Origin of the sequence: Butyrivibrio hungatei DSM 14810 (assembly GCF_900143205.1) — a bacterium.
GTDB lineage: Bacteria > Bacillota > Clostridia > Lachnospirales > Lachnospiraceae > Butyrivibrio > Butyrivibrio hungatei.
Genome location: NZ_FRDH01000005.1, coordinates 44,071 through 68,044 on the forward strand (window position 1 = coordinate 44,071; position 23,974 = coordinate 68,044).

Annotated in this window: 28 protein-coding genes; 23 read left to right on the forward strand and 5 right to left on the reverse strand. The window is 39.7% G+C overall.

Features of this window, described 5'->3' with window-relative positions; genetic code table 11:
• Positions 1 to 91 precede the first annotated feature (91 nt).
• The 14 genes from BUA02_RS06755 (at position 92) to BUA02_RS06820 (ending at position 10,668) form a co-directional block, all read left to right on the forward strand.
• Positions 92 to 610, forward strand: coding sequence for a CarD family transcriptional regulator (locus BUA02_RS06755; protein WP_071176374.1), 519 nt, complete (start codon positions 92 to 94; stop codon positions 608 to 610).
• A gap of 100 nt (positions 611 to 710) precedes the next feature.
• The gene (locus BUA02_RS06760) at positions 711 to 1,904 is read left to right on the forward strand and encodes an alanyl-tRNA editing protein (protein ID WP_072702082.1); all 1,194 of its coding nucleotides are present in this window, start codon (positions 711 to 713) and stop codon (positions 1,902 to 1,904) included.
• A 23-nt stretch (positions 1,905 to 1,927) separates the two neighbouring features.
• Positions 1,928 to 2,644 carry an AzlC family ABC transporter permease gene (locus BUA02_RS06765; RefSeq protein ID WP_071176372.1) on the forward strand — a complete coding sequence of 239 codons (717 nt, stop codon included), beginning with the start codon at positions 1,928 to 1,930 and terminating at the stop codon, positions 2,642 to 2,644.
• Entirely contained in the window at positions 2,637 to 2,942 is a 306-nt protein-coding gene (locus BUA02_RS06770; protein WP_072702085.1) for an AzlD domain-containing protein, read from the forward strand. Before BUA02_RS06765 ends, BUA02_RS06770 begins: the two co-directional genes overlap by 8 nt.
• A 49-nt stretch (positions 2,943 to 2,991) precedes the next feature.
• Positions 2,992 to 3,537: a 2-C-methyl-D-erythritol 2,4-cyclodiphosphate synthase gene (gene ispF / locus BUA02_RS06775; RefSeq protein WP_072702087.1), complete on the forward strand. Its 546-nt coding sequence runs from the start codon at positions 2,992 to 2,994 to the stop codon at positions 3,535 to 3,537.
• Positions 3,538 to 3,562: 25 nt separating this feature from the next.
• On the forward strand, positions 3,563 to 4,987 hold the full coding sequence (gene cysS, locus BUA02_RS06780; protein WP_072702089.1) for a cysteine--tRNA ligase: 1,425 nt from the start codon (positions 3,563 to 3,565) through the stop codon (positions 4,985 to 4,987).
• Positions 4,972 to 5,409: a Mini-ribonuclease 3 gene (locus tag BUA02_RS06785; RefSeq protein WP_072702091.1), complete on the forward strand. Its 438-nt coding sequence runs from the start codon at positions 4,972 to 4,974 to the stop codon at positions 5,407 to 5,409. Before cysS ends, BUA02_RS06785 begins: the two co-directional genes overlap by 16 nt.
• 15 nt (positions 5,410 to 5,424) lie before the next feature.
• Positions 5,425 to 6,174, forward strand: a complete 750-nt coding sequence (rlmB, locus tag BUA02_RS06790; protein WP_071176367.1) for a 23S rRNA (guanosine(2251)-2'-O)-methyltransferase RlmB — start codon at positions 5,425 to 5,427, stop codon at positions 6,172 to 6,174.
• A gap of 5 nt (positions 6,175 to 6,179) precedes the next feature.
• Positions 6,180 to 6,803 (forward strand): RNA polymerase sporulation sigma factor SigH, encoded by a 624-nt coding sequence (sigH, locus tag BUA02_RS06795; RefSeq protein WP_072702093.1) that lies wholly within the window; start codon positions 6,180 to 6,182, stop codon positions 6,801 to 6,803.
• Positions 6,804 to 6,912: 109 nt separating this feature from the next.
• Positions 6,913 to 7,119, forward strand: coding sequence for a 50S ribosomal protein L31 (gene rpmE / locus BUA02_RS06800; RefSeq protein ID WP_026488091.1), 207 nt, complete (start codon positions 6,913 to 6,915; stop codon positions 7,117 to 7,119).
• Positions 7,120 to 7,199: 80 nt separating this feature from the next.
• Positions 7,200 to 8,258 (forward strand): DUF1385 domain-containing protein, encoded by a 1,059-nt coding sequence (locus BUA02_RS06805; RefSeq protein ID WP_072702095.1) that lies wholly within the window; start codon positions 7,200 to 7,202, stop codon positions 8,256 to 8,258.
• A 6-nt stretch (positions 8,259 to 8,264) separates the two neighbouring features.
• On the forward strand, positions 8,265 to 9,104 hold the full coding sequence (prmC, locus tag BUA02_RS06810) for a peptide chain release factor N(5)-glutamine methyltransferase (protein WP_072702097.1): 840 nt from the start codon (positions 8,265 to 8,267) through the stop codon (positions 9,102 to 9,104).
• Between the two features lie 46 nt (positions 9,105 to 9,150).
• Entirely contained in the window at positions 9,151 to 10,218 is a 1,068-nt protein-coding gene (gene prfA, locus BUA02_RS06815; RefSeq protein ID WP_071176363.1) for a peptide chain release factor 1, read from the forward strand.
• A 90-nt stretch (positions 10,219 to 10,308) separates the two neighbouring features.
• Positions 10,309 to 10,668, forward strand: a complete 360-nt coding sequence (locus BUA02_RS06820) for an Hpt domain-containing protein (protein WP_071176362.1) — start codon at positions 10,309 to 10,311, stop codon at positions 10,666 to 10,668.
• A 5-nt stretch (positions 10,669 to 10,673) separates the two neighbouring features.
• On the opposite strand, the gene BUA02_RS06825 is transcribed toward BUA02_RS06820, so the two are convergent.
• The 5 genes from BUA02_RS06825 to BUA02_RS06845 all read right to left on the reverse strand — a co-directional run bounded on the left by BUA02_RS06825 (position 10,674) and on the right by BUA02_RS06845 (position 14,412).
• Entirely contained in the window at positions 10,674 to 11,159 is a 486-nt protein-coding gene (locus BUA02_RS06825) for a DUF5721 family protein (RefSeq protein ID WP_072702099.1), read from the reverse strand.
• Between the two features lie 17 nt (positions 11,160 to 11,176).
• A complete protein-coding gene (locus tag BUA02_RS06830; protein ID WP_072702101.1) occupies positions 11,177 to 12,013 on the reverse strand; it encodes a DegV family protein in 837 nt (278 codons plus the stop codon).
• A gap of 93 nt (positions 12,014 to 12,106) precedes the next feature.
• Positions 12,107 to 12,871 (reverse strand): response regulator transcription factor, encoded by a 765-nt coding sequence (locus BUA02_RS06835; protein ID WP_072702103.1) that lies wholly within the window; start codon positions 12,869 to 12,871, stop codon positions 12,107 to 12,109.
• A gap of 20 nt (positions 12,872 to 12,891) precedes the next feature.
• Entirely contained in the window at positions 12,892 to 13,185 is a 294-nt protein-coding gene (locus BUA02_RS06840) for a DUF1294 domain-containing protein (protein ID WP_071176358.1), read from the reverse strand.
• A gap of 3 nt (positions 13,186 to 13,188) precedes the next feature.
• On the reverse strand, positions 13,189 to 14,412 hold the full coding sequence (locus BUA02_RS06845) for an argininosuccinate synthase (RefSeq protein ID WP_072702105.1): 1,224 nt from the start codon (positions 14,410 to 14,412) through the stop codon (positions 13,189 to 13,191).
• Between the two features lie 263 nt (positions 14,413 to 14,675).
• Here BUA02_RS06845 and argC point away from each other — a divergent pair, with 263 nt between their 5' ends.
• From argC to BUA02_RS06890, 9 genes are all read left to right on the forward strand, one after another.
• Positions 14,676 to 15,731, forward strand: a complete 1,056-nt coding sequence (gene argC / locus BUA02_RS06850; protein WP_072702107.1) for an N-acetyl-gamma-glutamyl-phosphate reductase — start codon at positions 14,676 to 14,678, stop codon at positions 15,729 to 15,731.
• 23 nt (positions 15,732 to 15,754) lie between these two features.
• Entirely contained in the window at positions 15,755 to 16,198 is a 444-nt protein-coding gene (locus BUA02_RS06855; RefSeq protein ID WP_072702108.1) for a GNAT family N-acetyltransferase, read from the forward strand.
• A 14-nt stretch (positions 16,199 to 16,212) separates the two neighbouring features.
• Positions 16,213 to 17,436: a bifunctional ornithine acetyltransferase/N-acetylglutamate synthase gene (argJ, locus tag BUA02_RS06860; protein WP_072702441.1), complete on the forward strand. Its 1,224-nt coding sequence runs from the start codon at positions 16,213 to 16,215 to the stop codon at positions 17,434 to 17,436.
• A 10-nt stretch (positions 17,437 to 17,446) separates the two neighbouring features.
• A complete protein-coding gene (gene argB / locus BUA02_RS06865) occupies positions 17,447 to 18,343 on the forward strand; it encodes an acetylglutamate kinase (RefSeq protein WP_072702445.1) in 897 nt (298 codons plus the stop codon).
• 21 nt (positions 18,344 to 18,364) lie between these two features.
• The gene (locus BUA02_RS06870) at positions 18,365 to 19,564 is read left to right on the forward strand and encodes an aspartate aminotransferase family protein (RefSeq protein ID WP_330393330.1); all 1,200 of its coding nucleotides are present in this window, start codon (positions 18,365 to 18,367) and stop codon (positions 19,562 to 19,564) included.
• Positions 19,561 to 21,063 (forward strand): sugar ABC transporter substrate-binding protein, encoded by a 1,503-nt coding sequence (locus BUA02_RS06875; protein WP_072702110.1) that lies wholly within the window; start codon positions 19,561 to 19,563, stop codon positions 21,061 to 21,063. Before BUA02_RS06870 ends, BUA02_RS06875 begins: the two co-directional genes overlap by 4 nt.
• Positions 21,064 to 21,142: 79 nt before the next feature.
• Entirely contained in the window at positions 21,143 to 21,757 is a 615-nt protein-coding gene (locus BUA02_RS06880; RefSeq protein ID WP_072702112.1) for a helix-hairpin-helix domain-containing protein, read from the forward strand.
• A 14-nt stretch (positions 21,758 to 21,771) separates the two neighbouring features.
• Positions 21,772 to 22,452: a response regulator transcription factor gene (locus tag BUA02_RS06885; RefSeq protein WP_072702114.1), complete on the forward strand. Its 681-nt coding sequence runs from the start codon at positions 21,772 to 21,774 to the stop codon at positions 22,450 to 22,452.
• A gap of 134 nt (positions 22,453 to 22,586) precedes the next feature.
• A complete protein-coding gene (locus BUA02_RS06890) occupies positions 22,587 to 23,966 on the forward strand; it encodes a sensor histidine kinase (RefSeq protein ID WP_330393192.1) in 1,380 nt (459 codons plus the stop codon).
• The last annotated feature ends 8 nt before the right edge of the window (positions 23,967 to 23,974 follow it).

The following is a 23,974-nucleotide window of genomic DNA, read 5'->3' on the forward strand; positions in this document are numbered from 1 at the left end:
TTCCGAGAAAGTTGGAATTTTTTATATCCTTTAAGGTGAAAGCGCTTTCATGACATCATGGCAGATTGTTTTTTTCAGAAGGAGGAACAATATGTTAAATGTAGGAGAGTGCGTAATTTACGGTAGTCATGGTTTGTGTAGAGTACAAGAGATTCTTGTACCATCGTTTCTTGAGAGGGGAAATGAGAAGCAGTATTACATGATGGTTTCTGCCGTTGATGCGGGCAGTGTTCTCTATGTGCCAGTTGATGGTGCTGAGGACAAGGTTCGTGAAGTTATGAGCGCTGATGACGCCGAAGGATTGATTGACGAAATTGATGTGATCGAGGAAATGGATCTTCCGGAGGGCAAGAAAGCTGAGCCCGCTATCGCTGAAGTAGTCAAAAGAAATATTGCTGACGAAATGATGAGCCTTGTCAAAGCATTACACAAAATCAAGGCTATTCGTGAGGCTGAAGGTAAGAAGTTTGCTGCATTAAATGAGAGATACTTAAATATAGCTGAAAAGCTTCTTTATACTGAAATGGCCTTTGCTCTTAAAACAGAAAAAGATGAAGTAAAGAGCAGAGTTGTCTATGAGCTATCACAATTACCATTAGAGACTGCATGATTGCAGTCTCTTTCTTATTTTGCAGGAAAAATAAGAATATGTTGCATTGCACTATTCTTAATTAGTGCAGTAAAGTGTGTTTTATGCTAAAATATTCCCCATGGATAATACATTAGAACTATATTATGAAAGTGCATATATTAAAGAATTTGACGCTGAGGTTATTTCCTGTCAGGAAGGAAATAACGCTAAGTACGAGGTTGTTCTTGATAAAACAGCTTTTTTCCCTGAACAGGGTGGACAAACGTCTGATATAGGATGCCTTATTGATGAGGAGCAAAAAGAACACAAGGTGCTACATACGTCTATATCATCTGGTGAAGGCCTGATAAGGCATATTACAGATTCACCAATAGCCAAAGGAACCAAAGTCCACGGCTGTATTGACTGGGAACACAGATTTAGCAATATGCAGCAGCACACAGGAGAACATATCTTTTCAGGAATAGTTCATTCAAGATATGGCTTTGAAAACGTTGGATTTCACTTAAGCGATTCAGAAGTTACCATGGATTACAGCGGTGTCCTCACGGAAGAAGACATCAGGGACATTGAGCTTGAGGTTAACAAGGCTATTTGGGCTAATGTGGAAGTTATCTGTGAATTTCCTGATGCTGATAAGCTTAGCACTATAGATTACAGGAGCAAGAAGGAACTGTCAGGAGATGTGCGTATAGTTACGATTCCCGGCTACGATGTTTGCGCCTGCTGCGCGCCACATGTTTTGAAGACAGGAGAGATCGGCCTTTTGAAGGTCGTTGGCCTTCAGAATTACAAGGGCGGCGTCAGAGTTAATATTTTATGCGGAGGGAGAGCTCTTGAATATGTAAATTCCCAGCAGAATATAGTAAAAGAGCTGGTTTCTATTTTTACCACCTCTGAAGAAAAGATAGTAGATTCAGTTAAAAAGCTATCAGATGAAAACATAAGCTCAAAACAGAAGCTGGCAGAAGCCATGGATGAGCTTGTTGGTTATGAACTAAAAGAGATAGATCCATCAAAGGAGGACGTCTTTTTATTCAAGCCTTCCACATATGATGGCAACACTATGCGCAAGATGGTTAATGCGCTTTCTCAGGCTCATGGTGGATATTGCGGTGTCTTTGCCGGCGACGATGTGGAAAACTACAGGTATATAATCTCCACGGGAGCTTTAGGAAAGGATCTTAAGGCTGTTCAGGAATTATTAAAGAATGAATTTGCGGCCAGAGGCGGTGGAAACGCCAAGATGATCCAGGGAAGCATAGAAAAGCTAAATGTACAGGAACTGTTAAATAAATTAGAGCAGCTTTAAGGTTTTGACATAAGAGGAAAATTATGAAAAAAGGTACAATAGTAGATTTTAGGGATGGATGCAGAGATGCGATTCCAGTATGTCTGGGATATATCGCAGTGTCTTTTGCCTTTGGGATTGAAAGCTCCAAGATTGGAATGAGTGTATTTCAGGCTATCATGACATCGCTTTTAAATGTCACTAGCGCAGGTCAGTTCTCAGCTCTTGAGATCATAGCAAGAAATGGAAGCTTTATTGAGCTGGCTATATTGCAGCTTATCATAAATCTTAGATATATGCTCATGAGTACGGCTCTTTCTCAGAAGCTTGATCCAGAGCTTGGAACAGGCTACAGACTGGGAATATCCTATGGAGTTACTGATGAGATCTTTGCACTTTCTGTATTAAAAAAGGGTAAGCTTTATCCATTATATTCCTATGGCCTTATATTTATCTCTGTTTTTGGCTGGGTTCTTGGCACAGGCCTTGGAGCCTTTGCTGGACAGATAATGCCTCAAAGGATCATTAGCTGTCTGGGACTTGCAATATATGGAATGTTTATTGCAATCATCATTCCAGATACCAGAACCAGTAAACCAGTGCTTATGGTTGTAATAGCTGCTATGGCCCTGTCTACTATATTTACATTTGCTCCATATTTAAAGGCTATTTCTTCCGGATTTAGAATTATCATCATTACGGTGTTTGTGGCAGCTATAGCCGCAGTCTATGCGCCAGTTAAGGAGGAAGAGCATGAGTAGAGTATATCTTTATATACTGCTTATGGCAGGTGTTACGTATCTTATCAGGGCGCTGCCTCTTACACTTATCAGAAAAGAGATAAAGAGTCCTTTTATAAAGTCATTTTTGTATTACGTACCGTATGCTACGCTGGCAGCCATGACATTTCCGGGAATTCTTTCAGCAACCGATCATCTATATTCAGCGATTGTCGGCTTTGCTGTTGCGCTTATTTTGGCTTTTGAGAAAAAGAGCCTTCTTACAGTTGCAGGTTTTGCCTGCATTACTGCCTTTGTTGTGGAATTGTTTTTAAGATGATATGCTATGAGGTAGTATTTTTATATTAGTTTTTTGATGCGAGGTAATTATGCATATTGGAATGGGATATGACGTACATCGTCTGGTAGAAGACAGGGACCTTATCATCGGAGGAGTTAAGATTCCTTACGAAAAGGGACTTTTGGGACATTCAGATGCGGATGTTCTTTTACATGCTATAATGGATGCTCTCCTTGGAGCGGCAGCTCTTGGAGATATTGGAAAGCACTTTCCTGATACGGATCCAAAGTACAAAGGTGCTGATTCTATAGCTCTTTTAAAAGAGGTTGGGAAGATGCTTGACGAAAACAGATTCCTAATTGAGAATATTGATGCTACTATAATAGCTCAGGCTCCTAAGATGAGACCTTACATTGATGAAATGAGACAGAATATTGCAGATGCTCTTGATATCGAACTGGCTCAGATCAATGTTAAAGCTACAACAGAAGAGGGACTTGGCTTTACAGGTGAAGGACAGGGAATTTCCTCACAGGCGATATGTCTTTTGACAAGTCCTATAGAACTTCATTCTCAGAATGTTACCTTCCAGGCAGGCGAGCCAAAGGGCGGCTGCTGTGGAGGATGCCAGTAATAGAGGTAAAGGAGAAATATACGAAATGGCTCATGATTTTAACTTTTATAATACCTTATCCAGGAAGGTAGAAGATTTTGTTCCTAAGAAAGCAGGAAAGGTAGCAATGTATACTTGCGGACCTACTGTTTATCACTATGCTCATATCGGAAATATCCGTACATATATCATGCAGGATGCACTTATCAAGTCACTTGAGTATGCTGGATATGATGTTAAGCGTGTTATGAATATCACTGATGTTGGACACCTTTCATCTGATGCTGATACTGGTGAAGACAAGATGCTTGCAGGTGCTAAGAGAGAGCACAAGACAGTTATGGAGATCGCAAAGTTCTATACAGACGCTTTCTTTACTGACTTTGATGCTGTTGGCAATAAGCGTCCTGATGTGATCGAGCCAGCTACAAACTGCATTCCTGAGTTTATCAACATGGTGCAGGTCCTTCTTGATAAGGGATTTGCTTATGTTGCAGGTGGTAACGTTTATTTTGATACCAGCAAGCTCGATGATTACTATGTTTTCTCTTCTGAAGTTGAAAAAGAGCAGTTGCAGATAGGTGTTCGTGATGATGTAGAAGAGGACGTAAACAAAAAGAATAAGACTGACTTTGTTCTCTGGTTTACAAAGTCTAAGTTTGAAGATCAGGCTCTTAAATGGGATAGCCCATGGGGAGTGGGATATCCAGGCTGGCACATTGAGTGCTCATGCATTTCAATGAAGCATCTTGGAGAGTATATTGATATTCACTGTGGCGGTGTAGATAATATCTTCCCTCACCATACCAATGAGATTGCGCAGTCTGAGAGCTACCTTGGACATAAGTGGTGCAATTACTGGTTCCACAGCAATCACTTAAATGACAGAGCAGGCAAGATGAGCAAGTCAAAGGGTGCTGTTCTCACAGTATCAGTATTAAAGGAAAAGGGCTATGATCCGCTTGCTTACAGACTTTTCTGCTTACAGTCACATTATCGCAAGCCTTTGGAGTTCTCTTTTGATGCTCTTGACCAGGTAGTAGCTGTTTATAACAAGCTTGTAAAGAGAGTTTCTGAACTCAAAGAGGATGGAGCAGTAGATGAGGCTGTTAAGGCTAAGTTTGAGGCTAGCTTCCTCGATGCTGTATGCAATGACCTTAATACTTCTATGGCTATTACTGTTTTATATGATGCACTCAAGGCTGAAACTAACGATGCAACTAAGCTTGCACTTGTTGAGAGCTTTGATAAGGTTCTTTCACTTGATCTTATTGGACATGCAAAGGCTCTTAAAGAGGGCGTTTCTGTTGATCCAGAGCTTGAGGCATATATTCTTGATGCTATTGCACGCAGAACAGAGGCTAAAAAGGCTAAGGATTTTGCAACAGCTGATGCTATCCGTGACGAGCTTCTTGCAAAGGGAGTAGAGATCAAGGATACAAGAGAAGGAGTAAAATGGCAGCTGGTTTAAATGATTATTTAAACGAACAGTTTAATATTAAGGCCCAGGATATCAGGACTTATTCTCCTCTGACTCTGGCGTATATCGGAGATGCTATCTTTGATGTGATCATCAGGTCTATTTTGGTAAACAAGGGCAATACTGCGGTCAATAAGCTTCACACCAGAGCCAGCAGCATTGTTAAGGCGCCTACACAGGCCAGGATTGTAGCTGCAGTTATGGATGAGCTTACAGAGGATGAGAAAGATATCTACAGAAGAGGCCGTAACTCCAAGCCACATACCAAGGCCAAAAATGCCACTACTATGGACTATTTGGAGGCTACAGGTTTTGAAGCGGTAATGGGCTATCTTTACCTGAAAAATGATATGGATAGAGCCTGTGCTTTGGTCAAGCTTGGTATTGAGAAGCTTGAGCTTGATATTCTATAAAGATGAGGATTTACAATGGAAGAAAATTTTGAGAGCAGAATCGTAGAAGGACGTAACGCCGTACTTGAAGCTTTTCGCTCAGGCAAGACAATAGACAGGCTCTTTATCCTTGATGGATGTAAGGATGGTCCTGTACAGACTATATTAAGAGAAGCTAGGAAACATAAGGATACTGTCATAAGCTTTGTTAAAAAAGAGCGCCTTGACCAGCTTTCTGAAACTGGCAAGCATCAGGGCGTAATTGCTTATGCTGCTTCTTATGAATATGCTGAAGTGGAGGATATTCTAAAGAGAGCTAAGGATAAGAATGAGGATCCTTTTATCATTATTCTTGATAATATCGAAGATCCACACAATCTTGGTGCTATCATTCGTACTGCCAACCTTGCTGGTGCTCATGGGGTTATCATTCCAAAGCACAGAGCAGTAGGACTTACAGCTACAGTGGCAAAGGCTTCAGCAGGAGCGATAAATTATACACCAGTAGCTAAGGTGACTAATATTGCCCAGACTATTGAGGAATTAAAGGATAAGGGTATGTGGTTTGTTTGCGCAGATATGGGCGGAGAGACTATGTACAAGCTTAATCTCAAGGGCTCTATAGGACTTGTTATTGGTAATGAAGGAAGCGGAGTTTCAAGGCTTGTTAAGGAAAAGTGTGATATGATCGCATCAATTCCTATGAAGGGCGATATTGATTCTCTTAATGCTTCTGTTGCAACTGGAGTTCTCGCTTTTGAGATTGTCAGACAGAGACTGAACTGATTGATATGAGTGAAAACAAGTTTAAAGATATTACAGATGAGCAGCTTATCTTAAGGATCCATGATGGCGAAGAGCCAGATGCTATCGATTATTGTATGAATAAGTACAAGAATCTGGTTAAAAAGAAAGCTGGATCCATGTATATTCTTGGGGCAGATCGTGATGATCTGATCCAGGAGGGCATGATCGGGCTTTTTAAGGCCATAAGAGATTACGATATAGGCAGAGACGCCAGCTTTATGACATTTGCTGACCTATGTATTTCCAGGCAGATGTACTCAGCAATACAGGCTTCTGCCAGAAAAAAGCATGCTCCATTAAATAGCTATATTTCTCTGTATTCTAACAGAGAGGGTGATGAAGACGATACCGGACTGTTAGAAAATGTCCTGGAATCGGATTCCAGCAATATACCTGAACAGCAGATCATTGATAAAGAAAATCTGATGGCTCTTGAAAATGCAATTGATAAGGAGCTTAGTTCCCTGGAAAAACAGGTTTTAGATCTTTATATTACGGGAATGAGTGTAAAAAAGATATCTGCCGTTCTTGGAAGAGATGAAAAGTCAACTGATAATGCTATGCAGAGAATAAGGCACAAACTGAAAAAGTATCTGAATAGGAAATGAAAATAACCCTTGACTTTTATTTCTGGTAATGCTATATTGATATAGCTGTTGTTACAGCGGTAACTATAGTTAATAAGAAGATTCTTTGTATATAGAGAGGTGAGAAGAGATGAGACAGGATATTCAGCCAGAATTCCATCAGGCCACTGTTACTTGCAACTGCGGTAACACATTCACAGTTGGATCAACAAAGAGTGAGATTCACGTAGAAATCTGCTCAAAGTGCCATCCATTCTATACTGGCCAGCAGAAGGCTACATCTGCTCGTGGACGTATTGATAAGTTCAACAAGAAATACGGCATGAACAACCAGTAATTCATAGAAATGTAGAATAAGAGAGGTTGAGGCTAGGGCCTCAACCTTTTTCTTTTTCCATTATTTATGCAGAGGTGACTATGAAAAAACGTAAAGTTAAGCATTACTCAGGAATTGGCGGACAAGCAGTTCTTGAAGGTGTAATGATGAGGAATAAGGATATGTATGCAGTTGCTGTCAGAAAGCCTGACGGTGATATTGCAGTGGAGATAGATGAGTACCATGGTATCGCTTATGGTAGCAAGCTCCTTAACATACCTTTTATCAGGGGAATATTTGTTTTTATTGATTCTCTTATACTTGGACTTAAATCCTTAAACTATTCTTCTTCATTTTATGAAGAAGAAAAAGAAAAGCCATCCAAGCTTGATGAAGGACTTGATCAGGTTTCAGGTGGACACGAGGATACATTCCTTATGGTGGTTACAACACTTTTATCTTTTGTGTTTGCCATCGCGTTGTTTATGGTGCTTCCATATGCATTATCAGAAGTATTGGCTAAGTTCGTAAGAAACACTTCTTTAGTAGCTATTTTTGAGGGTGTTATTCGTATTTTGATCTTCATTCTTTACATTCTTCTTATTTCCAGAATGAAAGATATCAAGAGACTTTTCCAGTATCATGGAGCTGAGCATAAATGCATCAACTGTATTGAAAAGGGTAGACCTCTTACAGTAGGAAATGTCAGAAAGAGCTCAAGACTTCACAAAAGATGTGGAAGCAGCTTCATTCTTTTCGTAATGCTTGTTAGTATCGTGCTTTTCTTCTTTATAAGAGTTGACTCTTATGTACTTAGAGTAGTGGTTAGAATAGCACTTATCCCTGTTATTTCTGGTATTTCTTATGAGATCATCAGACTTGCAGGTAGGACAGATTTCATTTTAGTCAGTCTCATTTCTGCTCCAGGATTATGGCTTCAGAAGCTTACAACCAAGGAGCCTGATGATAGCATGATAGAGGTTGCTATCAAGTCTGTTGAGGCTGTATTTGACTGGAAGCAGTACCTTAAGGACTCTTTTGGTTATGAAATTGATGATAGTTGGTTAAATGATGATGAGCCATCTTCTGACGATGACGAGGCTACAGATGACCTTGAACTTGAGTTAGAAGATAGCACAGCTAGTATTGATGAAGAGTAAGTAATTATGATTTACAAGGATTTGTTTGAAAAAGGAACAGATACTTTAGAGAGAGTCGGAATTCCAGAAGCTAAGTTGGATGCCCGACTCCTTTTGGAATACGTATGTAACACAGATCATAGCACTTTATTCGCTCATCCAGATAGAGAGATATCTGACGCTGAAAGTAGCAGATATCAGGAACTTATTGAAAGAAGATCTAAGAGAGAACCAGTTGCCTATATTCTTGGAAAATGGGATTTTATGGGCCTTACTTTTTCTGTTAATGAAAACGTGCTTATTCCCGAGCAGGACACAGAAATACTGGTAGAAGAGGCTCTTAGATTCTTTGAAGACGGAATGAAGGTCTTAGATCTTTGTACAGGTTCCGGGTGCATTGCCCTTAGCCTTTTGAACTACACCAATGATACCAAGGCAGTATGTACTGATATTTCAGATGCTGCTTTAGCTGTTGCTACAGAAAATGCGGTGCTTCTGGGACTTGGTGAAAGGACTGAGATCATTAAGGCAGATCTTTTCCCAGCTAAGGGAGAGAAGTTTGATATAGTGGTTTCAAACCCTCCTTATATCGCAAGCGATGTTATTGAGACACTTGCTCCTGAAGTAAAGGATTATGAGCCTAGACTTGCTCTTGATGGGGATGCAGATGGGCTTACATTCTATAGGAGAATCATAGAAAATATCGGAGATTATCTGTATTCTAATGGATATCTTTTCCTTGAGATCGGATATGATCAGGCTGAGGCTGTTAAGGAACTTATGGAAGCTAATGGTAAGTTCCATGATATTACGGTACTTAAGGATTATGCAGGTAATGACAGAGTCGTAAGCGCATGTTTTTATTAGCTGAGTAGCTTTGTAACAGTTAATACTAATATGCGAGGATAGGACTATGTTTGATAGATTAGAAGATATATTAAGGCGTTTTGAGGATATTACTATGGAACTTAATGATCCTGCTGTTGTTTCGGATCAGAATAAGTTCAGAGACCTTATGAAGGAACAAAAGAGCTTGGAGGCTCTTGTTGAGTGCTATACAGAATACAAGAAGTGTAAAGAGACTATAGAGGATTCTCTTTCTATGTTGGATGAGGAGTCAGACCCTGATATGAAGGAAATGCTCAGAGAAGAGCTTTCTGAAGCAAAGGACAGGCTTCCTGAGATAGAAGGAAGACTTAAGATACTTCTTTTACCAAAAGATCCTAATGATGACAAGAACGTTATTGTTGAGATAAGAGCAGGCGTAGGCGGAGATGAAGCAGCGCTTTTTGCAGCTGATATGTACAGGGTATACACGAGATATGCCGAGAGACATAATTGGCGTGTCGAGACCATGAGTATAGAAGATATCGGTATTGGCGGCATTAAGGCTGTAAGCTTCATGATAAAGGGAAACGGCGCTTATTCCAGACTTAAGTTTGAAAGCGGTGTTCACAGAGTTCAGAGAATACCTGCCACTGAGTCAGGCGGACGTATACATACTTCTGCAATCACTGTGGCTATCATGCCGGAAGTAGAAGATGTAGAAGTGGATATTGATATGAATGACTGCAAATTTGATGTATTTAGAGCATCAGGAAATGGTGGCCAGTGCGTCAATACCACAGATTCTGCTGTAAGACTTACGCATCTTCCTACAGGAATCGTCATTTCCTGTCAGGATGAGAAGAGCCAGCAGCAAAACAAGGCAAAGGCTCTTAAGGTCCTTAGAGCCAAGCTCTATGAGATGGAAGTTGCAAGACAGCATAACGATGAAGCAGAGCTTAGACGAAGCCAGGTAGGAAGCGGAGACAGATCTGAGAAGATCAGAACTTATAATTTCCATCAGGGAAGAGTAACTGATCACAGAATCAATCTTACTCTTTACAAGATAGACCAGATCATGGATGGAGATATCGATGAGCTGATAGATTCTCTTATTGCCGCTGATCAGGCTGAGAAGCTTACCACATTAAATTGAAATTGATATGTTGAAGCGTTGTACCAAATGGTGTAAAATTAATACATGGTTAAGCGTTTTTGCACAATGTCGTAAACAAGTAGGAGAGCTATGGACGCTGGTTTTAAAGCTGAACTAATTGAATGGGGCGTTGATTGGGACGAAATCCTTGACAGATTCATGGGTAATGAAGATCTGATCGCTAAATTTATGTTTAAGTTTCTGAATGATCAGAGTATGAATGACCTTACCAGGTATCTTGGAGAAGGTAATGTTTCTGAGGCATTTAAAGCGGTACATACTCTAAAGGGCGTTGGTGCCAATTTGGGACTTAAGGGATTTATTACTCCGGTCTGTGAGCTTACAGAGATATTAAGAGCGGGCTCTATGGATGGCTATGAAGAGAAGTATAACCAGATAAAGCCAAAGTATGACGCTCTTATTGCTATCTTGCAGAAATATAATACTTGAGATAATTATAGAATATCGTTAGGAATATCATATGAATCTAAAAGGCTTGGGATATATTCATCCCAAGCCTTTTCTGCACTTTTATCAAGAGTAAAAAGGCTATAGGAGATTCCTGTAGTGATGATAACTTCTCCATTTGCGAAGCGAATATTGATGCCGAGGCTTACCTGATCAGGATTTAGATCGGCGTCGCTTTTTTTAAGAAGTTCTTCTTTTCTCTTGGAATCTAACTGAAGAACAAACTTAAAACCTAAAGGAGTTATCTTACCTTTGATGAGTTCTAAAGCGATAGGGCGGATAGTAGACCATTTAGAATAATCTGTATCTGGAAGCTCGCCGTCATGATAGAACTCTTTATTGATCTTGCCATCGATATGAAAGGTGTTATAGGTATCTATCGTGGCTTCTGTTACAAGGAAATCATCAAAAGCTTCTGTTGTGAGAAGCTTAGCCATAAATACTTTTTGCTGCTTTACTTTTAGTGCGATCATTTAGCTCTCCGATATGATCAGTATGTAACTATAATTCCACCATCTCCGGCATATGTTGTTGAAACGCCGGCTGTATCTAAGATGACAGCTTCTTTGAAAGGAGTGTTTTTGAGAATAAGGTCTCTGACAACACAAGCTCTTTCATAGCAGTTAACATGAGCGATCATAACTCTTTTTTCTTCTGGATTTTTTACTTCAGCGGCAATAATGTCAGCCATCTTTACGAGGGCTTTTTTCATGCCGATTCCCTGGCCGCGCTGGTCAATGGATCCATTTGTGCCGTAGCAGATAGGCTTGATATTGAGAGTAGTAGCGACTAAAGCCTTCATGCCTGAAAGACGTCCATTCTTGCGAAGGGTTTCAAGAGAATCCAAAACAAAGAATGTGCTCATTTCATCACGATATTCTTCAATCTTAGTAACAACATCTTCAAATTTAAGACCTGACTCGGCAAAATCAACGACCTTATAGGCAATATTTACTTCACCACTACTTGCTGATAAAGAGTCAATGATGTGGATGTTCTTTTCACCGATCTCTTCAAGATAAAGATTCTTGCCAAGAAGGGCACTGTTATAACTACCACTTAACTTGGAAGAAAGAGTGATAACATATATATCGTCTGCGTCACAATCAAATGCTTTCATATATAATTCAGGAGATGGGCATGCAGTCTTGGCACATTCAGAAGAAGCAGCAACCTTAGAAAGGTAGTCTTGCTGGTCAAAAGTGTCATCGTCTACTATTACGTGCTCATCCACCTGTAAAATAAGCGGTACAACTTCGAATCTAGGATCTTTTTTGTATTCAGCTGGTAGATCACAACAGCTGTCTACTACAATTTTAAAACTCATAGGTCCTCCAGGTAATGTTATTGGACGTAGTATTAAATACTACATACTGATGATACCACGATAAAATCGACAGGTAAACCTTAGAATAATGAATTATTTATGTCGTTGATCCATGTCAGAATTTGCCTGCTCTTGGAGTTCTTTTAAGAGTTCTTTTGCCTGTTTGATCGAATTTCTGTAAATGAGTGAGATAGATAGTGCCATGCCATTATCAAGAGTTACTTTGCCAAAAGAGGTAGAGGCAATGTGGTTGATATTAATAAGACCTGCATCTGAAACAGGACAGATCTGTGGGAAAATGGCACATTGATCGTAGAAATTGTAGATATCAGCAATGATAGAGATAGACCTACCTTCTGTGAGAGTGATCTCAAGCTCTGAGCCTTTCCTTTTTACGCAGATGATATCATCGCCCTTGGCGTAAATTGTGTCCTTTTGACCGCGAAGCTCCAAAACTTTGATAGGATCCCCCATCATGAGCTTGATCTTATCCATTACCTCAGTAAGTTCAGCTACCTTGATCGGTTTATTTAGAAAAAGGATATTTTCCTCTGTCAAACCTGATTTTTGGGCTTCCTGCTCGTAATCAATGGTAGAAGAACAGAGAATGATCGGCTTGGTCACACCGCATTCTAATAGCATCCTGGCAATCTCAATGCCATTCTTTTCACTGGATGTCATGTCGACAAAAAGACCATGGTACATCTGAGGATGGATCATGAAGGCATCCACATTTCCATAGGAATCTATATAGAGCCTTTCACCGGATTCTTTGAAAATACGGTCAGACTGTCTTCCTAATAATCTTTCTGTTTGCTTTCTATCAGCAATGTTGTCATCACATACGGCTATATGCATAAGTGTACCTCACAGTTGTTTTAGATAAATCTGATCTCAAGCGGTAAAAAGAAAAGAACAACAATAATAACTATCTGAATAAGGAAAATAAGTGGCAGACCGAACTTAAAGTACCAGTGCTTGGTCTTGTGCTTAAAGAAAAACATCCCAATAGTAGAACCTAAGGAGCCACCTATGATTGCTACAGAAAAAAGGGTCGCCTCAGGAATGCGGAAGGCGCTTTTTCGCGCCCTCCTTTTATCAATTCCCATTAAGGCAAACCCAAAAATATTTACAACTACAAAATATATTATTATGTAAAAAAGTGAATTCATGGATTACTTATTGTTTTCCACTTCCTGCATCTTCATAGCACGAACCTTGGATGAGAGGCCAAAGAGGTTGATGAAGCCTTCTGCATCGTGGTGGTCATAAAGATCACCAGTCTTAAATGAAGCAATGCTCTCGTTGTAGAGAGAATATGGAGACTTGGTTCCAGCCTTGATGATGTTGCCTTTGTAGAGCTTGAAGGTAACTTCACCAGTGACATATTTCTGAGTTGACTCAATAAATGCCTGCTGTGCTTCGCGAAGAGGAGTGAACCATTTCCCTTCATAAACTATATCAGCAAACTTGTTGCCCATATCTTTCTTCATTGTATAGGTATCGCGGTCTAAAATCAACTCCTCAAGCTGTTGATGTGCCTCATAGAGAATAGTTCCACCAGGAGTTTCATATACACCACGTGATTTCATGCCTACTACACGGTTTTCTACGATATCAACGATACCGATACCATTTTCTCCGCCAAGCTTATTGAGGGTTCTGATGATATCAGATACCTTCATCTCTTTGCCATTTACTGACTTAGGGATACCTCCTTCGAATGTCATTGTGACAGTTGTTGGAGTGTCAGGAGCGTCTTCAGGGGTCTTTCCAAGAACTAAGAGATGCTTGTAGTTTGGCTCCTTTGAAGGATCTTCGAGTTCAAGACCTTCATGAGAAATGTGCCAGAGGTTTCTGTCACGGCTATAGCTTGAATCAGCAGAGAATGGAAGATTGATTCCATGTGCTTTGCAGTATTCAATCTCAGATTCACGAGAATCCATAGTCCACTTGTCGTTTCTCCAAGCAGCAATGATCTTGATATCTGGAGCAAGGGCTTTGATACCAAGCTCAAAACGGATCTGATCATTTCCTTTACCTGTAGCACCGTGGCAGATTGCAACAGCGCCTTCTTTTCTTGCTATCTCAACAAGCTTTTTTGCGATGAGTGGACGAGCCATTGATGTTCCTAAAAGGTACTTATTCTCATAAACAGCATGTGCCATAACACAAGGAACTACATATTCGTCGCAGAATTCATCAACTACATCTAAGATGTAAAGCTTGCTTGCGCCGCAGCTTGTAGCTCTTTCTTCAAGACCATCAAGTTCTTCTTCCTGACCACAGTCGATGCATACGCATACAACTTCATAATCGAAGTTTTCCTTGAGCCATGGGATGATAGCTGTTGTATCAAGTCCACCAGAGTAAGCTAGAATTACCTTTTCTTTTGCCATATCATTTCTCCTCATCTTTCTTTATGTTATTTTTCGATAATCTGTTTTATTAGTGCACGTTTAGTAGCACTTGACCATAATATAAAACACTCATGCATAAAATGCAATAGAAAAATGCATAAATATTTAAAAAATACAAAATTTCTGCATAAATATTTAAAAAGCTATTGCATTATTTTTTTTGCGGTCGTATACTGAGCTTGTTTATACAAGGGTTTTAGCTTGTTTTTACAAAAATTCCATATAAAGGAAGGATGAATAAAATGATCAAAGTTGGGATTATTGGAGCAACTGGTTATGCAGGTGCTGAAATAGTAAGACTTATTATGGGACATCCTGATGCAGAGGTTACGTGGTACGGATCTAGAAGCTACATAGATGAAAAGTACAGCAGCATTTATGGAAACTTCTTTAAGATGGTGGATGCTAAATGTCTGGATGACAATATGGATGCGCTTGCAAAAGAAGTTGATGTCATCTTTACGGCAACACCACAGGGACTGTGCGCAAGCCTTGTTAATGAAGAGATTCTTAGTAAGGTAAAGATCATTGATCTTTCAGCGGACTTTAGACTTAAGGATGTTTCAATATATGAGAAATGGTACAAGATAGAGCACAAGGCCCCTGAATATATAGATGAAGCAGTGTATGGACTTTGTGAGATAAACAGGGACAAGATCAAAAATGCAAGGCTCGTTGCTAATCCTGGCTGCTACACAACTTGTTCTATATTGACAGCATACCCACTTGTAAAAGAGGGACTTATAGATACAACAACTCTTATAGTTGATGCCTTAAGCGGTGTTTCTGGAGCTGGAAGAGGCGCAAAGGTAAATAACCTGTACTGCGAAGTCAATGAGAGCTGCAAGCCTTATGGAGTTACTAATCACAGACATACTCCTGAGATTGAAGAGCAGCTGGGATATGCAGCGGGAAAAGAGATCCTTATAAACTTTACACCTCATCTGGTTCCTATGAACAGAGGAATCCTGGCAACGGAATATGCAACTCTTTTGCCAAAGAAAGATGGAAGCCTTCCAACGGCAGAAGATATCAAGGTTGCATATGAAAAGTACTATGGAAATGAGGAATTCATCAGAATTCTTGGTGATGGTGTATATCCTGAGACCAGATGGGTTGAGGGCAGTAACTATGTTGATATTGGATTTAAGATCGATGAGCGCACTGGAAGGATCATAATGATGGGCGCTATTGATAATCTGGTAAAGGGCGCAGCTGGACAGGCAGTTCAGAATATGAACATTCTGTTTGGCCTTAAAGAGGATACAGGACTTAAGATAGTACCTCTTTTCCCATAATTAGAAAGACAGCAGGTGAGACTATGGTTCGTGTAATGACTATCGATGATTATGATGAAGTGTATTCGCTTTGGATGTCAATCCATGGATTTGGCATCAGATCTATAGATGATTCCAGGGAAGGCGTTGAGAGATTTTTAAAAAGAAATCCTGACACAAGCGCGGTAGATGTCGAAGACGGAAAGATAGTTGGGGCCATTTTATGCGGCCATGATGGAAGGAGAGCTTGCTTTTATCATGTATGCGTAAGTGAAAAGTACAGAATGCATGGAATAGGCAAGAAAATGGTGGAATTTTGCGTATCAAAGCTAAAGGAAGAGCATATTAATAAGGTGTGCCTTAATGCTTTTGTTACAAACGTGATAGGTAATAAGTTCTGGCAAAAGATGGGATGGTCTATGAGAAGCGACATGAACTATTACGATTTTGTTTTGAATGAGGACAATCTTACTATCTTTAATGAATAATGGGAGATGAGAGTATGAATATTATCGAAGGCGGCGTAACTGCAGCGAAGGGATTTGCAGCAAGTAGCTGTGAGGCAAATATCAAGTACAAAGACAGAACTGACATGGCGCTTGTTTTTTCTAAAGAGCCCTGTGTCTGCGCAGGAACCTTTACAACAAATGTTGTTAAAGCAGCTTGTGTCAAATGGGATCAGAAAATAGTAAAGTCTGGAGATGCAATGCATGCAGTTGTCATCAATTCAGGAATTGCCAATGCCTGTACCGGCAAAGAAGGCTTTGATGCCTGCGAAGCTACTGCTAAGGCAGTAGAAGAGAGCCTTAAGGTTCCATACACATCTGTTGCAGTTGCTTCTACGGGAGTTATTGGAATGCAGCTTCCTGTGGACAAGCTTGTTGCTGGTGTTGGAATGATGAGTAAAACGCTTGATGAGAGTATAGGCGCTGGAACAGATGCATCAAAGGCTATAATGACTACAGATACTGTAAATAAGGAAATTGCAGTAACACTTGATATTGATGGAAAGACCATTACTCTTGGTGGAATGAGCAAAGGCTCTGGAATGATCCATCCTAATATGTGCACAATGCTCGCATTTCTTACAACTGACATTTCTATAGAAAAGAGTCTTTTGCAGGAGGCAGTAAGCAGCGTTGTTGAGGATTCTTTTAACATGATAACTGTTGACGGAGACACATCCACAAATGATACGCTTCTTTGCATGGCAAATGGCCTTGCAGGAAATAGTTGCATCAAGGATAAGGGAAAAGACTATGAAACATTCAAAGAAGCTCTTTCCTTTGTTTGTACCTTCCTTGCAAAGAAGATGGCTTCTGATGGAGAAGGCGCAACAAAGCTTTTTGAAGCAAAGGTTGTGAATGCTAAGTCCAAGGCTGATGCAAGGACACTTTCCAGATCCATCGTAGGTTCTAATCTGTCAAAGGCTGCTATCTACGGCTGCGATGCGAACTTTGGAAGATTCCTGTGCGCTATGGGATATTCTGGTGCTGATTTTGATCAAAACGATGTGGAGCTGTTCTTTGAAAGTAAGAATGGTAGACTTGAAGTTTTTCATAAAGGAACTCCCCTTGAATTTGATGAAGATAAAGCACTTCATATTATGAAGGCTGATGAAGTAACTGTTTTTGTGGATATGCATGAAGGAAATGAAGAAGCTACAGCCTGGGGATGCGATCTTACATATGATTATGTCAAGATAAATGCTGATTACAGAAGCTAAGGAGACGACTATGGATAAGGATATGGAAAGCGTACTAAAAAAAGCGGAGGTGCTTGTAGAGGCTCTTCCTTATATTCAGAAATTCAACAAGAAGATCATAGTAGTAAAATATGGCGGAAGTGCCATGAGTAATGAGGAACTACAAAAGAATGTGATAACTGATGTCACTCTTTTGAAGCTGGTAGGACTTAAACCTATTATCGTCCATGGCGGCGGCAAAGCCATAAGCTCTTGGGTAACAAAGGTAGGTAAAGAAGCACAGTTTGTCAACGGACTTCGCGTAACTGATAAGGAGACCATGGAAATAGCTGAGATGGTCCTTGGAAGAGTCAATAAGCAGCTGGTGACAATGGTTCAGGAACTTGGAGTTAAGGCAATTGGCATAAGTGGCAAGGACTCAGGTCTTTTGCATGTCACAAAGAAATACTCCGAGGGCCAGGACATTGGCTTTGTGGGAGAGGTTGATAAGGTTGATCCGCAGGTATTATTCGATCTTCTTGATAATGATTATCTTCCAATCGTTGCACCTATCGGACTTGATGATAATTTTGACACTTACAATATCAATGCTGATGACGCTGCGTGTGCTATTGCTAAGGCAGTTGGAGCTGATAAGCTTGCATTCCTTACTGATATTGAAGGTGTTTACAAAGACATAAATGATAAGTCTACATTTATTTCAAGACTTACATGTTCAGAGGCGGATGCTCTGATCGCAGGCGGCAACATAGGTGGAGGAATGCTTCCAAAACTCAACAACTGCACAGATGCCATAAAGGAAGGTGTTAACAGAGTGCATATCCTTGATGGAAGGATCCCGCATTGTATTTTGCTTGAGATCTTTACTAATAAGGGTGTTGGAACCATGTTTATGCCTGATAATGATGACCTTGATGAAAATGAATGATCCAGGATTAAGGAGAGTGACATGAGCGAAACAATGAAGAAATACATAGATGAAGCTGAAAAGGCACTTCTTCATACATATAACAGATATCAGATAGTTTTGGACAAAGGTGATGGTGTATATCTGTATGATCTTGATGGAAAAAAGTATCTTGATTTTGTGGCTGGAATCGCTGTGTTTGCTTTTGGCTACAACTGCAAAGATTATAATGATGCTCTGAAAAATCAGATAGATAAGCTTCTTCATACATCTAATTACTATTATAATGTTCCGGCCATCGAGGCAGCCAAAAAGCTTAAGGAAGTATCCCAGATGGACAGGGTGTTCTTTACTAACAGTGGAGCAGAAGCAGTGGAAGGAGCGCTTAAGACAGCGAGGAAATATGCATATCTTAAGGATGGTAAAAATGATCATGAGATCATAGCCATGAATCATTCATTCCATGGAAGGACCTTTGGAGCTTTATCAGTAACAGGCAATCCACATTATAGAGAAGCTTTTGAACCAATGATCGGAAACATAAAATTTGCTGATCTAAATGACTTTGATAGCGTTCTTGCCTGCGTAAATGAAAAAACATGTGCTATTATAATGGAGACTGTCCAGGGAGAAGGCGGTATTTTCCCTGCAGACAAAGAGTTCCTTACTAAAGTAAGAAAATTATGCGACGAGAAGGATATTTTACTGATCCTTGATGAAATCCAGTGCGGAATGGGAAGGACAGGCTCTATGTTTGCCTGGCAGAGATATGGTATCAAGCCGGATATCATGACAACTGCCAAAGCTTTGGGCTGTGGAGTACCAGTTGGAGCTTTCCTTATGACTGAAAAAGTTGGAGCCAATTCACTTGTTGCAGGAGATCATGGAACAACCTATGGTGGAAACCCGTTTGCATGCGCTGCTATTAACAAAGTTCTTGATTTATTTAAGCAGGACAATATAATAGAGAATGTGAATGCGGTAGCACCATATCTTGAAAAGCGCCTTGATGAACTTGTTGATAAATATGACTTTATTTTAACTAGAAGAGGCGTAGGTCTGATGCAGGGACTTGTATTTAACAGACCTGTTGCTGAAGTTATCAATAAAGCTCTTGAAAAAGGCCTTATTTTGATAAACGCAGGCGCTGAGATCATAAGATTTGTGCCACCCCTCGTAATTACAAAGAAAAACGTGGATGACATGATAGAAATCTTAGACTCATGTCTGGGGAGTTTATGAAAGCAAGGATTAGAATTTTTTCAGTAATATTAATACTTTGTACTTTGGTGGGCACTATGATCTATGCCCGCCTGGGACAGAGTGTCTTTGAAGATAGATCATTCTTTGAAAAGAAAAAGACTACTGTCAGAATATGGTATACGGATGATGCACTCACTCCATACCTCCAGAGTAGGGCAGTAGCTTATTCTGAATCTAGCAAAAAAGTCAGGATCGAACCTGTTCTTGTTTCAGGTCTTGAATATCTTGAAAACATCAACAAAGCTTCTTTGGAAGATGATAATTACCCAGATCTTTTTATAATAACAAACGATTCGCTTGAAAAAGCTTATCTTGCAGGTCTTGCCCTTGAAATTGACAACGGCGCTGCTTATCTTAATCCGGAAGTATTTCCATCAGCAGCTATTAATTCTGTTACTTACAAGGATAAGCTCATAGCTTACCCATTCTATTTTGAGACTAGTTCTCTTGTTTATAACAAGACATATCTTGATGAAATGGCAAGAGAGAATATTGCGGCTGAGATTGATAAGGCAGACGGAGAGGCAGCTCAGGAACAGGCTGATGAATCTTCAGATTCAGCATCAACTTCTGCATCAACAGATGCTGATGCAGAAGCGTCAGAAACAGAGATTTCTCAGCAGCAGATCGATCAGTATGTAAATGATTCACTTCCTCGTTCAATTGCAGATATTTTGAAATTCTCTTTGAGCTACAATGTACCAGACGGCGTTGATGCTATTTTTAAATGGGATGTTACAGATATATTTTATAATTATTTCTTTGTAGGTAATTATATGAACGTAGGCGGCGAAGCCGGTGATGACGTTAATCAGATTGATATTTACAATACAGATACCATCAGCTGTATGAAGATTTATCAGCTTCTTAATCAGTTCTTTGCTATCGATGCAGATGATATTGATTACAATAAGGTTACAGATGATTTCATTAATGGTAAAATTGTATTTACAGTAGCAACAACAGATATTCTTGCAAAGATACAGGCTGCTCAGGCTTCTGGAGACTGCAAGTATGAATTTGCGGTAGCTGAGATTCCAGCTCTTTCACAGAAGTTTAGTACAAGGACAATGTCCGTTACTCAGTGTATCGTGGTTAATGGTTATTCAGAGCATCCTTCTGAAGCAAACTCTTTTGCCAAGTATCTTCTCAACGATGATTCAGGAGATATCTATACGCTTGGCGGTAAAGTCGCAGCTCACAATGGTGTAAATTATGATAATGCCAACCTTGACACATTTGTTAAAGTATATAGCAATTCGGTTCCTATGCCTAAGACTATTGAGACAAGCAACCTGTGGATGCAGCTTGAGATAGCATTTACAGATATCTGGAACGGTGGAGATTGTAACAGCATCCTTAAGGCTGTTTCTGAGAATATCATGACTCAGGTTACAGGTGATGCTTATACTGAGGAGACTCTTCCTGATCCTGATGATGGGTCTATTACAGAAGGCCTTACAGAAGAAAGTGATTGATCTGTTATCACTTGCGAATTTTTTTACAATCGTCTAGAATAAAATAATGCATGGCGGGGTCCTCTTATTTGGAGGAAACATGCGTAAATTTTTAGTACTGATCGTAGCACTGGGACTACTTTTGACTGGGTGCACTAATGCTAACAACGGTTCTGACATAATTCTTACAGAGGTTACGGAGAATGAAACATCTTCAGATTCTTCGGTTTCTGACCTTTGTGACTCAAATGAGGGCGCCAGTAATACACTAGTAGAAACTACAATGGTTATCTATATCTGTGGAGCAGTGGTATCTCCTGGAGTTTATGAGCTTCCTGCGGGGAGTAGAGTAAATGATGCAGTGATGGCTGCGGGAGGTTTTTCTGCAGAAGCTGATCATAACTACGTTAATCTGGCTGAACCTATCTCAGATGGTATCAAGATACAGATTCCAACAGTTCAAGAAGTAAGTACTTTACAGCCCGAAATATCAGATAGCTTTTCGAATTCTGATCCAAGATCAGGGCTTGTTAATATCAACAGAGCTTCCAAGGAAGAACTGAAGACTATTCCTGGCATCGGCGACGGGATAGCCAATAAGATAATTGATTATCGCACGCAAAATGGGAATTTTAGTACCATTGAAGATATTATGAAAGTATCTGGAATAAAAGAAAAACTTTTTTCTAAGATAAAGGATCATATAACTGTATAGAAAGTGGTGAGGGAATGAGTAAGAAGGCACTAGTAGTAGATGATGAGAAAGCAATAGTAAAAGGAATCAAATTCAGCCTTGAACAGGATGGTATGGTTGTTGATTGTGCATATGATGGTCAGGAAGCGATAGATATGGCTAAGGCCAATGAGTATGACATTATTTTACTTGATGTTATGCTTCCTAAATTTACTGGTTTTGAAGTGTGCCAGCAGATTCGTGAATTTTCAACTGTTCCCATCATTATGTTGACAGCTAAGGGCGATGACATGGACAAGATCCTTGGCCTTGAGTATGGAGCAGATGATTATATTACCAAGCCTTTCAATATTCTTGAGGTAAAGGCCAGGATCAAAGCAATCATCCGTAGAACAACAAAAGCTCCTTCAGATGAGCATTGCCTGATCTTTGGAGACCTTAAACTTAATGAGGCTTATAGAAGAGTATTCGTTAAGGAAAAAGAGATCAACGTTACAAGTAGAGAATATGAGCTTTTGGAACTTCTTATCCACAATCCTGGAAAGGTTTATTCAAGAGAAGAGCTTCTTGATACTATCTGGGGTTCAGAGTATCCAGGCGATGAGAGAACAGTAGATGTACATATCAGAAGACTTAGAGAAAAGCTTGAAGTTAATCCAAGTGAGCCAAGATATGTGAGAACTAAGTGGGGAAGCGGATACTATTTCCAGGGATGATTTCAACTAGCGATATGGCCGAATTTTTTAAACAAATCAACATTCGAAATATACTAAAAAGTCTACGAGTACGATTTTTCATAATTGTCTTTATAACAGGTTTTGCGTCATGTTTTGCGATGCATACCCTTATTTTGGATAGTTATGAAGATCGTGCTGTCAATGTTAGATCGTCTGAGATTCAAACTCAGCTCAGAATCCTGGCAAATCATTTGATCACATATAATTATCTCCAGGATACCTCTTCAGAAGTTATAAATGCAGAACTTGATATGCTTGCCAATCTTTATGATGGTCGTGTAATGGTTATCAACGACGATCTTAAGGTTGTAAAGGATACTTATAATATAAGTCAGGGAAAGACTATTATCTCTGAGGAAGTTGTTAAGTGCCTTAAGACTGGATCAAAGGGAACAGTCTCAAAATATGACAGTGCAAATGGCTATATTGAGATGATCACGCCTATCATTACAACAGAGATGATAGAAGAGGGCGATGTTACCGGCAGTTCAACATCCAATGAGGTTGTAAGAGGTGTTTTACTTACAAGTGTATCAACAGATACTATTGATACTACTTTGTCTATCCTTAGTAAAAGAGCTACAACACTTGAAACTATCATTGTTTTAGTTATCCTTGTATTTGCAGTACTTGTTTCACAGGCACTTCTTAAACCATTCGACAGGATTACAGCAGCTATCAATGATGTTAAGGCTGGTTATACTGATGACCCTGTTATTGGCCCTAACTATTATGAGACTGAACAGATCATCAATGCTTTTAATGCTCTTTTGAGACGAATGAAGGTTTTGGATGATTCAAGACAGGAATTTGTATCAAATGTCTCTCATGAGCTCAAGACACCTATTACATCCATCAAGGTTCTTGCTGATTCTCTTTTATCTCAGCAGGATGTACCAAATGAAGTCTATAGAGAGTTCATGCAGGATATTGGAGCTGAGATTGACAGAGAGGATAAGATCATCAATGATCTTTTAGCTCTTGTTAAGATGGATAAAAAGGCTTCTGGACTTAATATTACTTCTGTAGATGTAGTTCTTTTAACAGAGGTGGTTCTTAAGAGGATGAAACCTATAGCTCAGAGACGCAACATAGATCTTACACTTGAGAGTAAGAGGACTATCACTGCTGAGATCGATGAAGTTAAGATATCACTTGTTATCATGAACCTTGTTGAAAATGCCATTAAATATAATAGAGACAATGGTTGGGTTAAGGTTGAGCTTGACGCTGATCACCAGTATTTCACAGTGAAGGTTATGGATTCAGGTATTGGTATTCCTGGAGATTCTTTGGATCATATTTATGAGAGATTCTACCGTGTAGATAAGTCCAGATCACGAGAAATCGGTGGAACCGGTCTGGGTCTTGCTATTGCTAGAAATGCTGTGCTCATGCACAGAGGAACAATTGATGTTACCAGTACAGTTGATGAAGGGACAACATTTACTGTTAAGATTCCTCTTATCAGTAATGGCTCAAAAGTATTATGAAGTTGAAG

Bases quoted from the DNA above. Each gene is read 5' to 3' on its own strand.
- BUA02_RS06755 (WP_071176374.1), top strand. From the start codon at position 92: ATGTTAAATGTAGGAGAGTGCGTAATTTACGGTAGTCATGGTTTGTGT.
- BUA02_RS06760 (WP_072702082.1), top strand. From the start codon at position 711: ATGGATAATACATTAGAACTATATTATGAAAGTGCATATATTAAAGAA.
- BUA02_RS06765 (WP_071176372.1), top strand. From the start codon at position 1,928: ATGAAAAAAGGTACAATAGTAGATTTTAGGGATGGATGCAGAGATGCG.
- BUA02_RS06770 (WP_072702085.1), top strand. From the start codon at position 2,637: ATGAGTAGAGTATATCTTTATATACTGCTTATGGCAGGTGTTACGTAT.
- ispF (WP_072702087.1), top strand. From the start codon at position 2,992: ATGCATATTGGAATGGGATATGACGTACATCGTCTGGTAGAAGACAGG.
- cysS (WP_072702089.1), top strand. From the start codon at position 3,563: ATGGCTCATGATTTTAACTTTTATAATACCTTATCCAGGAAGGTAGAA.
- BUA02_RS06785 (WP_072702091.1), top strand. From the start codon at position 4,972: ATGGCAGCTGGTTTAAATGATTATTTAAACGAACAGTTTAATATTAAG.
- rlmB (WP_071176367.1), top strand. From the start codon at position 5,425: ATGGAAGAAAATTTTGAGAGCAGAATCGTAGAAGGACGTAACGCCGTA.
- sigH (WP_072702093.1), top strand. From the start codon at position 6,180: ATGAGTGAAAACAAGTTTAAAGATATTACAGATGAGCAGCTTATCTTA.
- rpmE (WP_026488091.1), top strand. From the start codon at position 6,913: ATGAGACAGGATATTCAGCCAGAATTCCATCAGGCCACTGTTACTTGC.
- BUA02_RS06805 (WP_072702095.1), top strand. From the start codon at position 7,200: ATGAAAAAACGTAAAGTTAAGCATTACTCAGGAATTGGCGGACAAGCA.
- prmC (WP_072702097.1), top strand. From the start codon at position 8,265: ATGATTTACAAGGATTTGTTTGAAAAAGGAACAGATACTTTAGAGAGA.
- prfA (WP_071176363.1), top strand. From the start codon at position 9,151: ATGTTTGATAGATTAGAAGATATATTAAGGCGTTTTGAGGATATTACT.
- BUA02_RS06820 (WP_071176362.1), top strand. From the start codon at position 10,309: ATGGACGCTGGTTTTAAAGCTGAACTAATTGAATGGGGCGTTGATTGG.
- BUA02_RS06825 (WP_072702099.1), bottom strand. From the start codon at position 11,159: ATGATCGCACTAAAAGTAAAGCAGCAAAAAGTATTTATGGCTAAGCTT.
- BUA02_RS06830 (WP_072702101.1), bottom strand. From the start codon at position 12,013: ATGAGTTTTAAAATTGTAGTAGACAGCTGTTGTGATCTACCAGCTGAA.
- BUA02_RS06835 (WP_072702103.1), bottom strand. From the start codon at position 12,871: ATGCATATAGCCGTATGTGATGACAACATTGCTGATAGAAAGCAAACA.
- BUA02_RS06840 (WP_071176358.1), bottom strand. From the start codon at position 13,185: ATGAATTCACTTTTTTACATAATAATATATTTTGTAGTTGTAAATATT.
- BUA02_RS06845 (WP_072702105.1), bottom strand. From the start codon at position 14,412: ATGGCAAAAGAAAAGGTAATTCTAGCTTACTCTGGTGGACTTGATACA.
- argC (WP_072702107.1), top strand. From the start codon at position 14,676: ATGATCAAAGTTGGGATTATTGGAGCAACTGGTTATGCAGGTGCTGAA.
- BUA02_RS06855 (WP_072702108.1), top strand. From the start codon at position 15,755: ATGGTTCGTGTAATGACTATCGATGATTATGATGAAGTGTATTCGCTT.
- argJ (WP_072702441.1), top strand. From the start codon at position 16,213: ATGAATATTATCGAAGGCGGCGTAACTGCAGCGAAGGGATTTGCAGCA.
- argB (WP_072702445.1), top strand. From the start codon at position 17,447: ATGGATAAGGATATGGAAAGCGTACTAAAAAAAGCGGAGGTGCTTGTA.
- BUA02_RS06870 (WP_330393330.1), top strand. From the start codon at position 18,365: ATGAGCGAAACAATGAAGAAATACATAGATGAAGCTGAAAAGGCACTT.
- BUA02_RS06875 (WP_072702110.1), top strand. From the start codon at position 19,561: ATGAAAGCAAGGATTAGAATTTTTTCAGTAATATTAATACTTTGTACT.
- BUA02_RS06880 (WP_072702112.1), top strand. From the start codon at position 21,143: ATGCGTAAATTTTTAGTACTGATCGTAGCACTGGGACTACTTTTGACT.
- BUA02_RS06885 (WP_072702114.1), top strand. From the start codon at position 21,772: ATGAGTAAGAAGGCACTAGTAGTAGATGATGAGAAAGCAATAGTAAAA.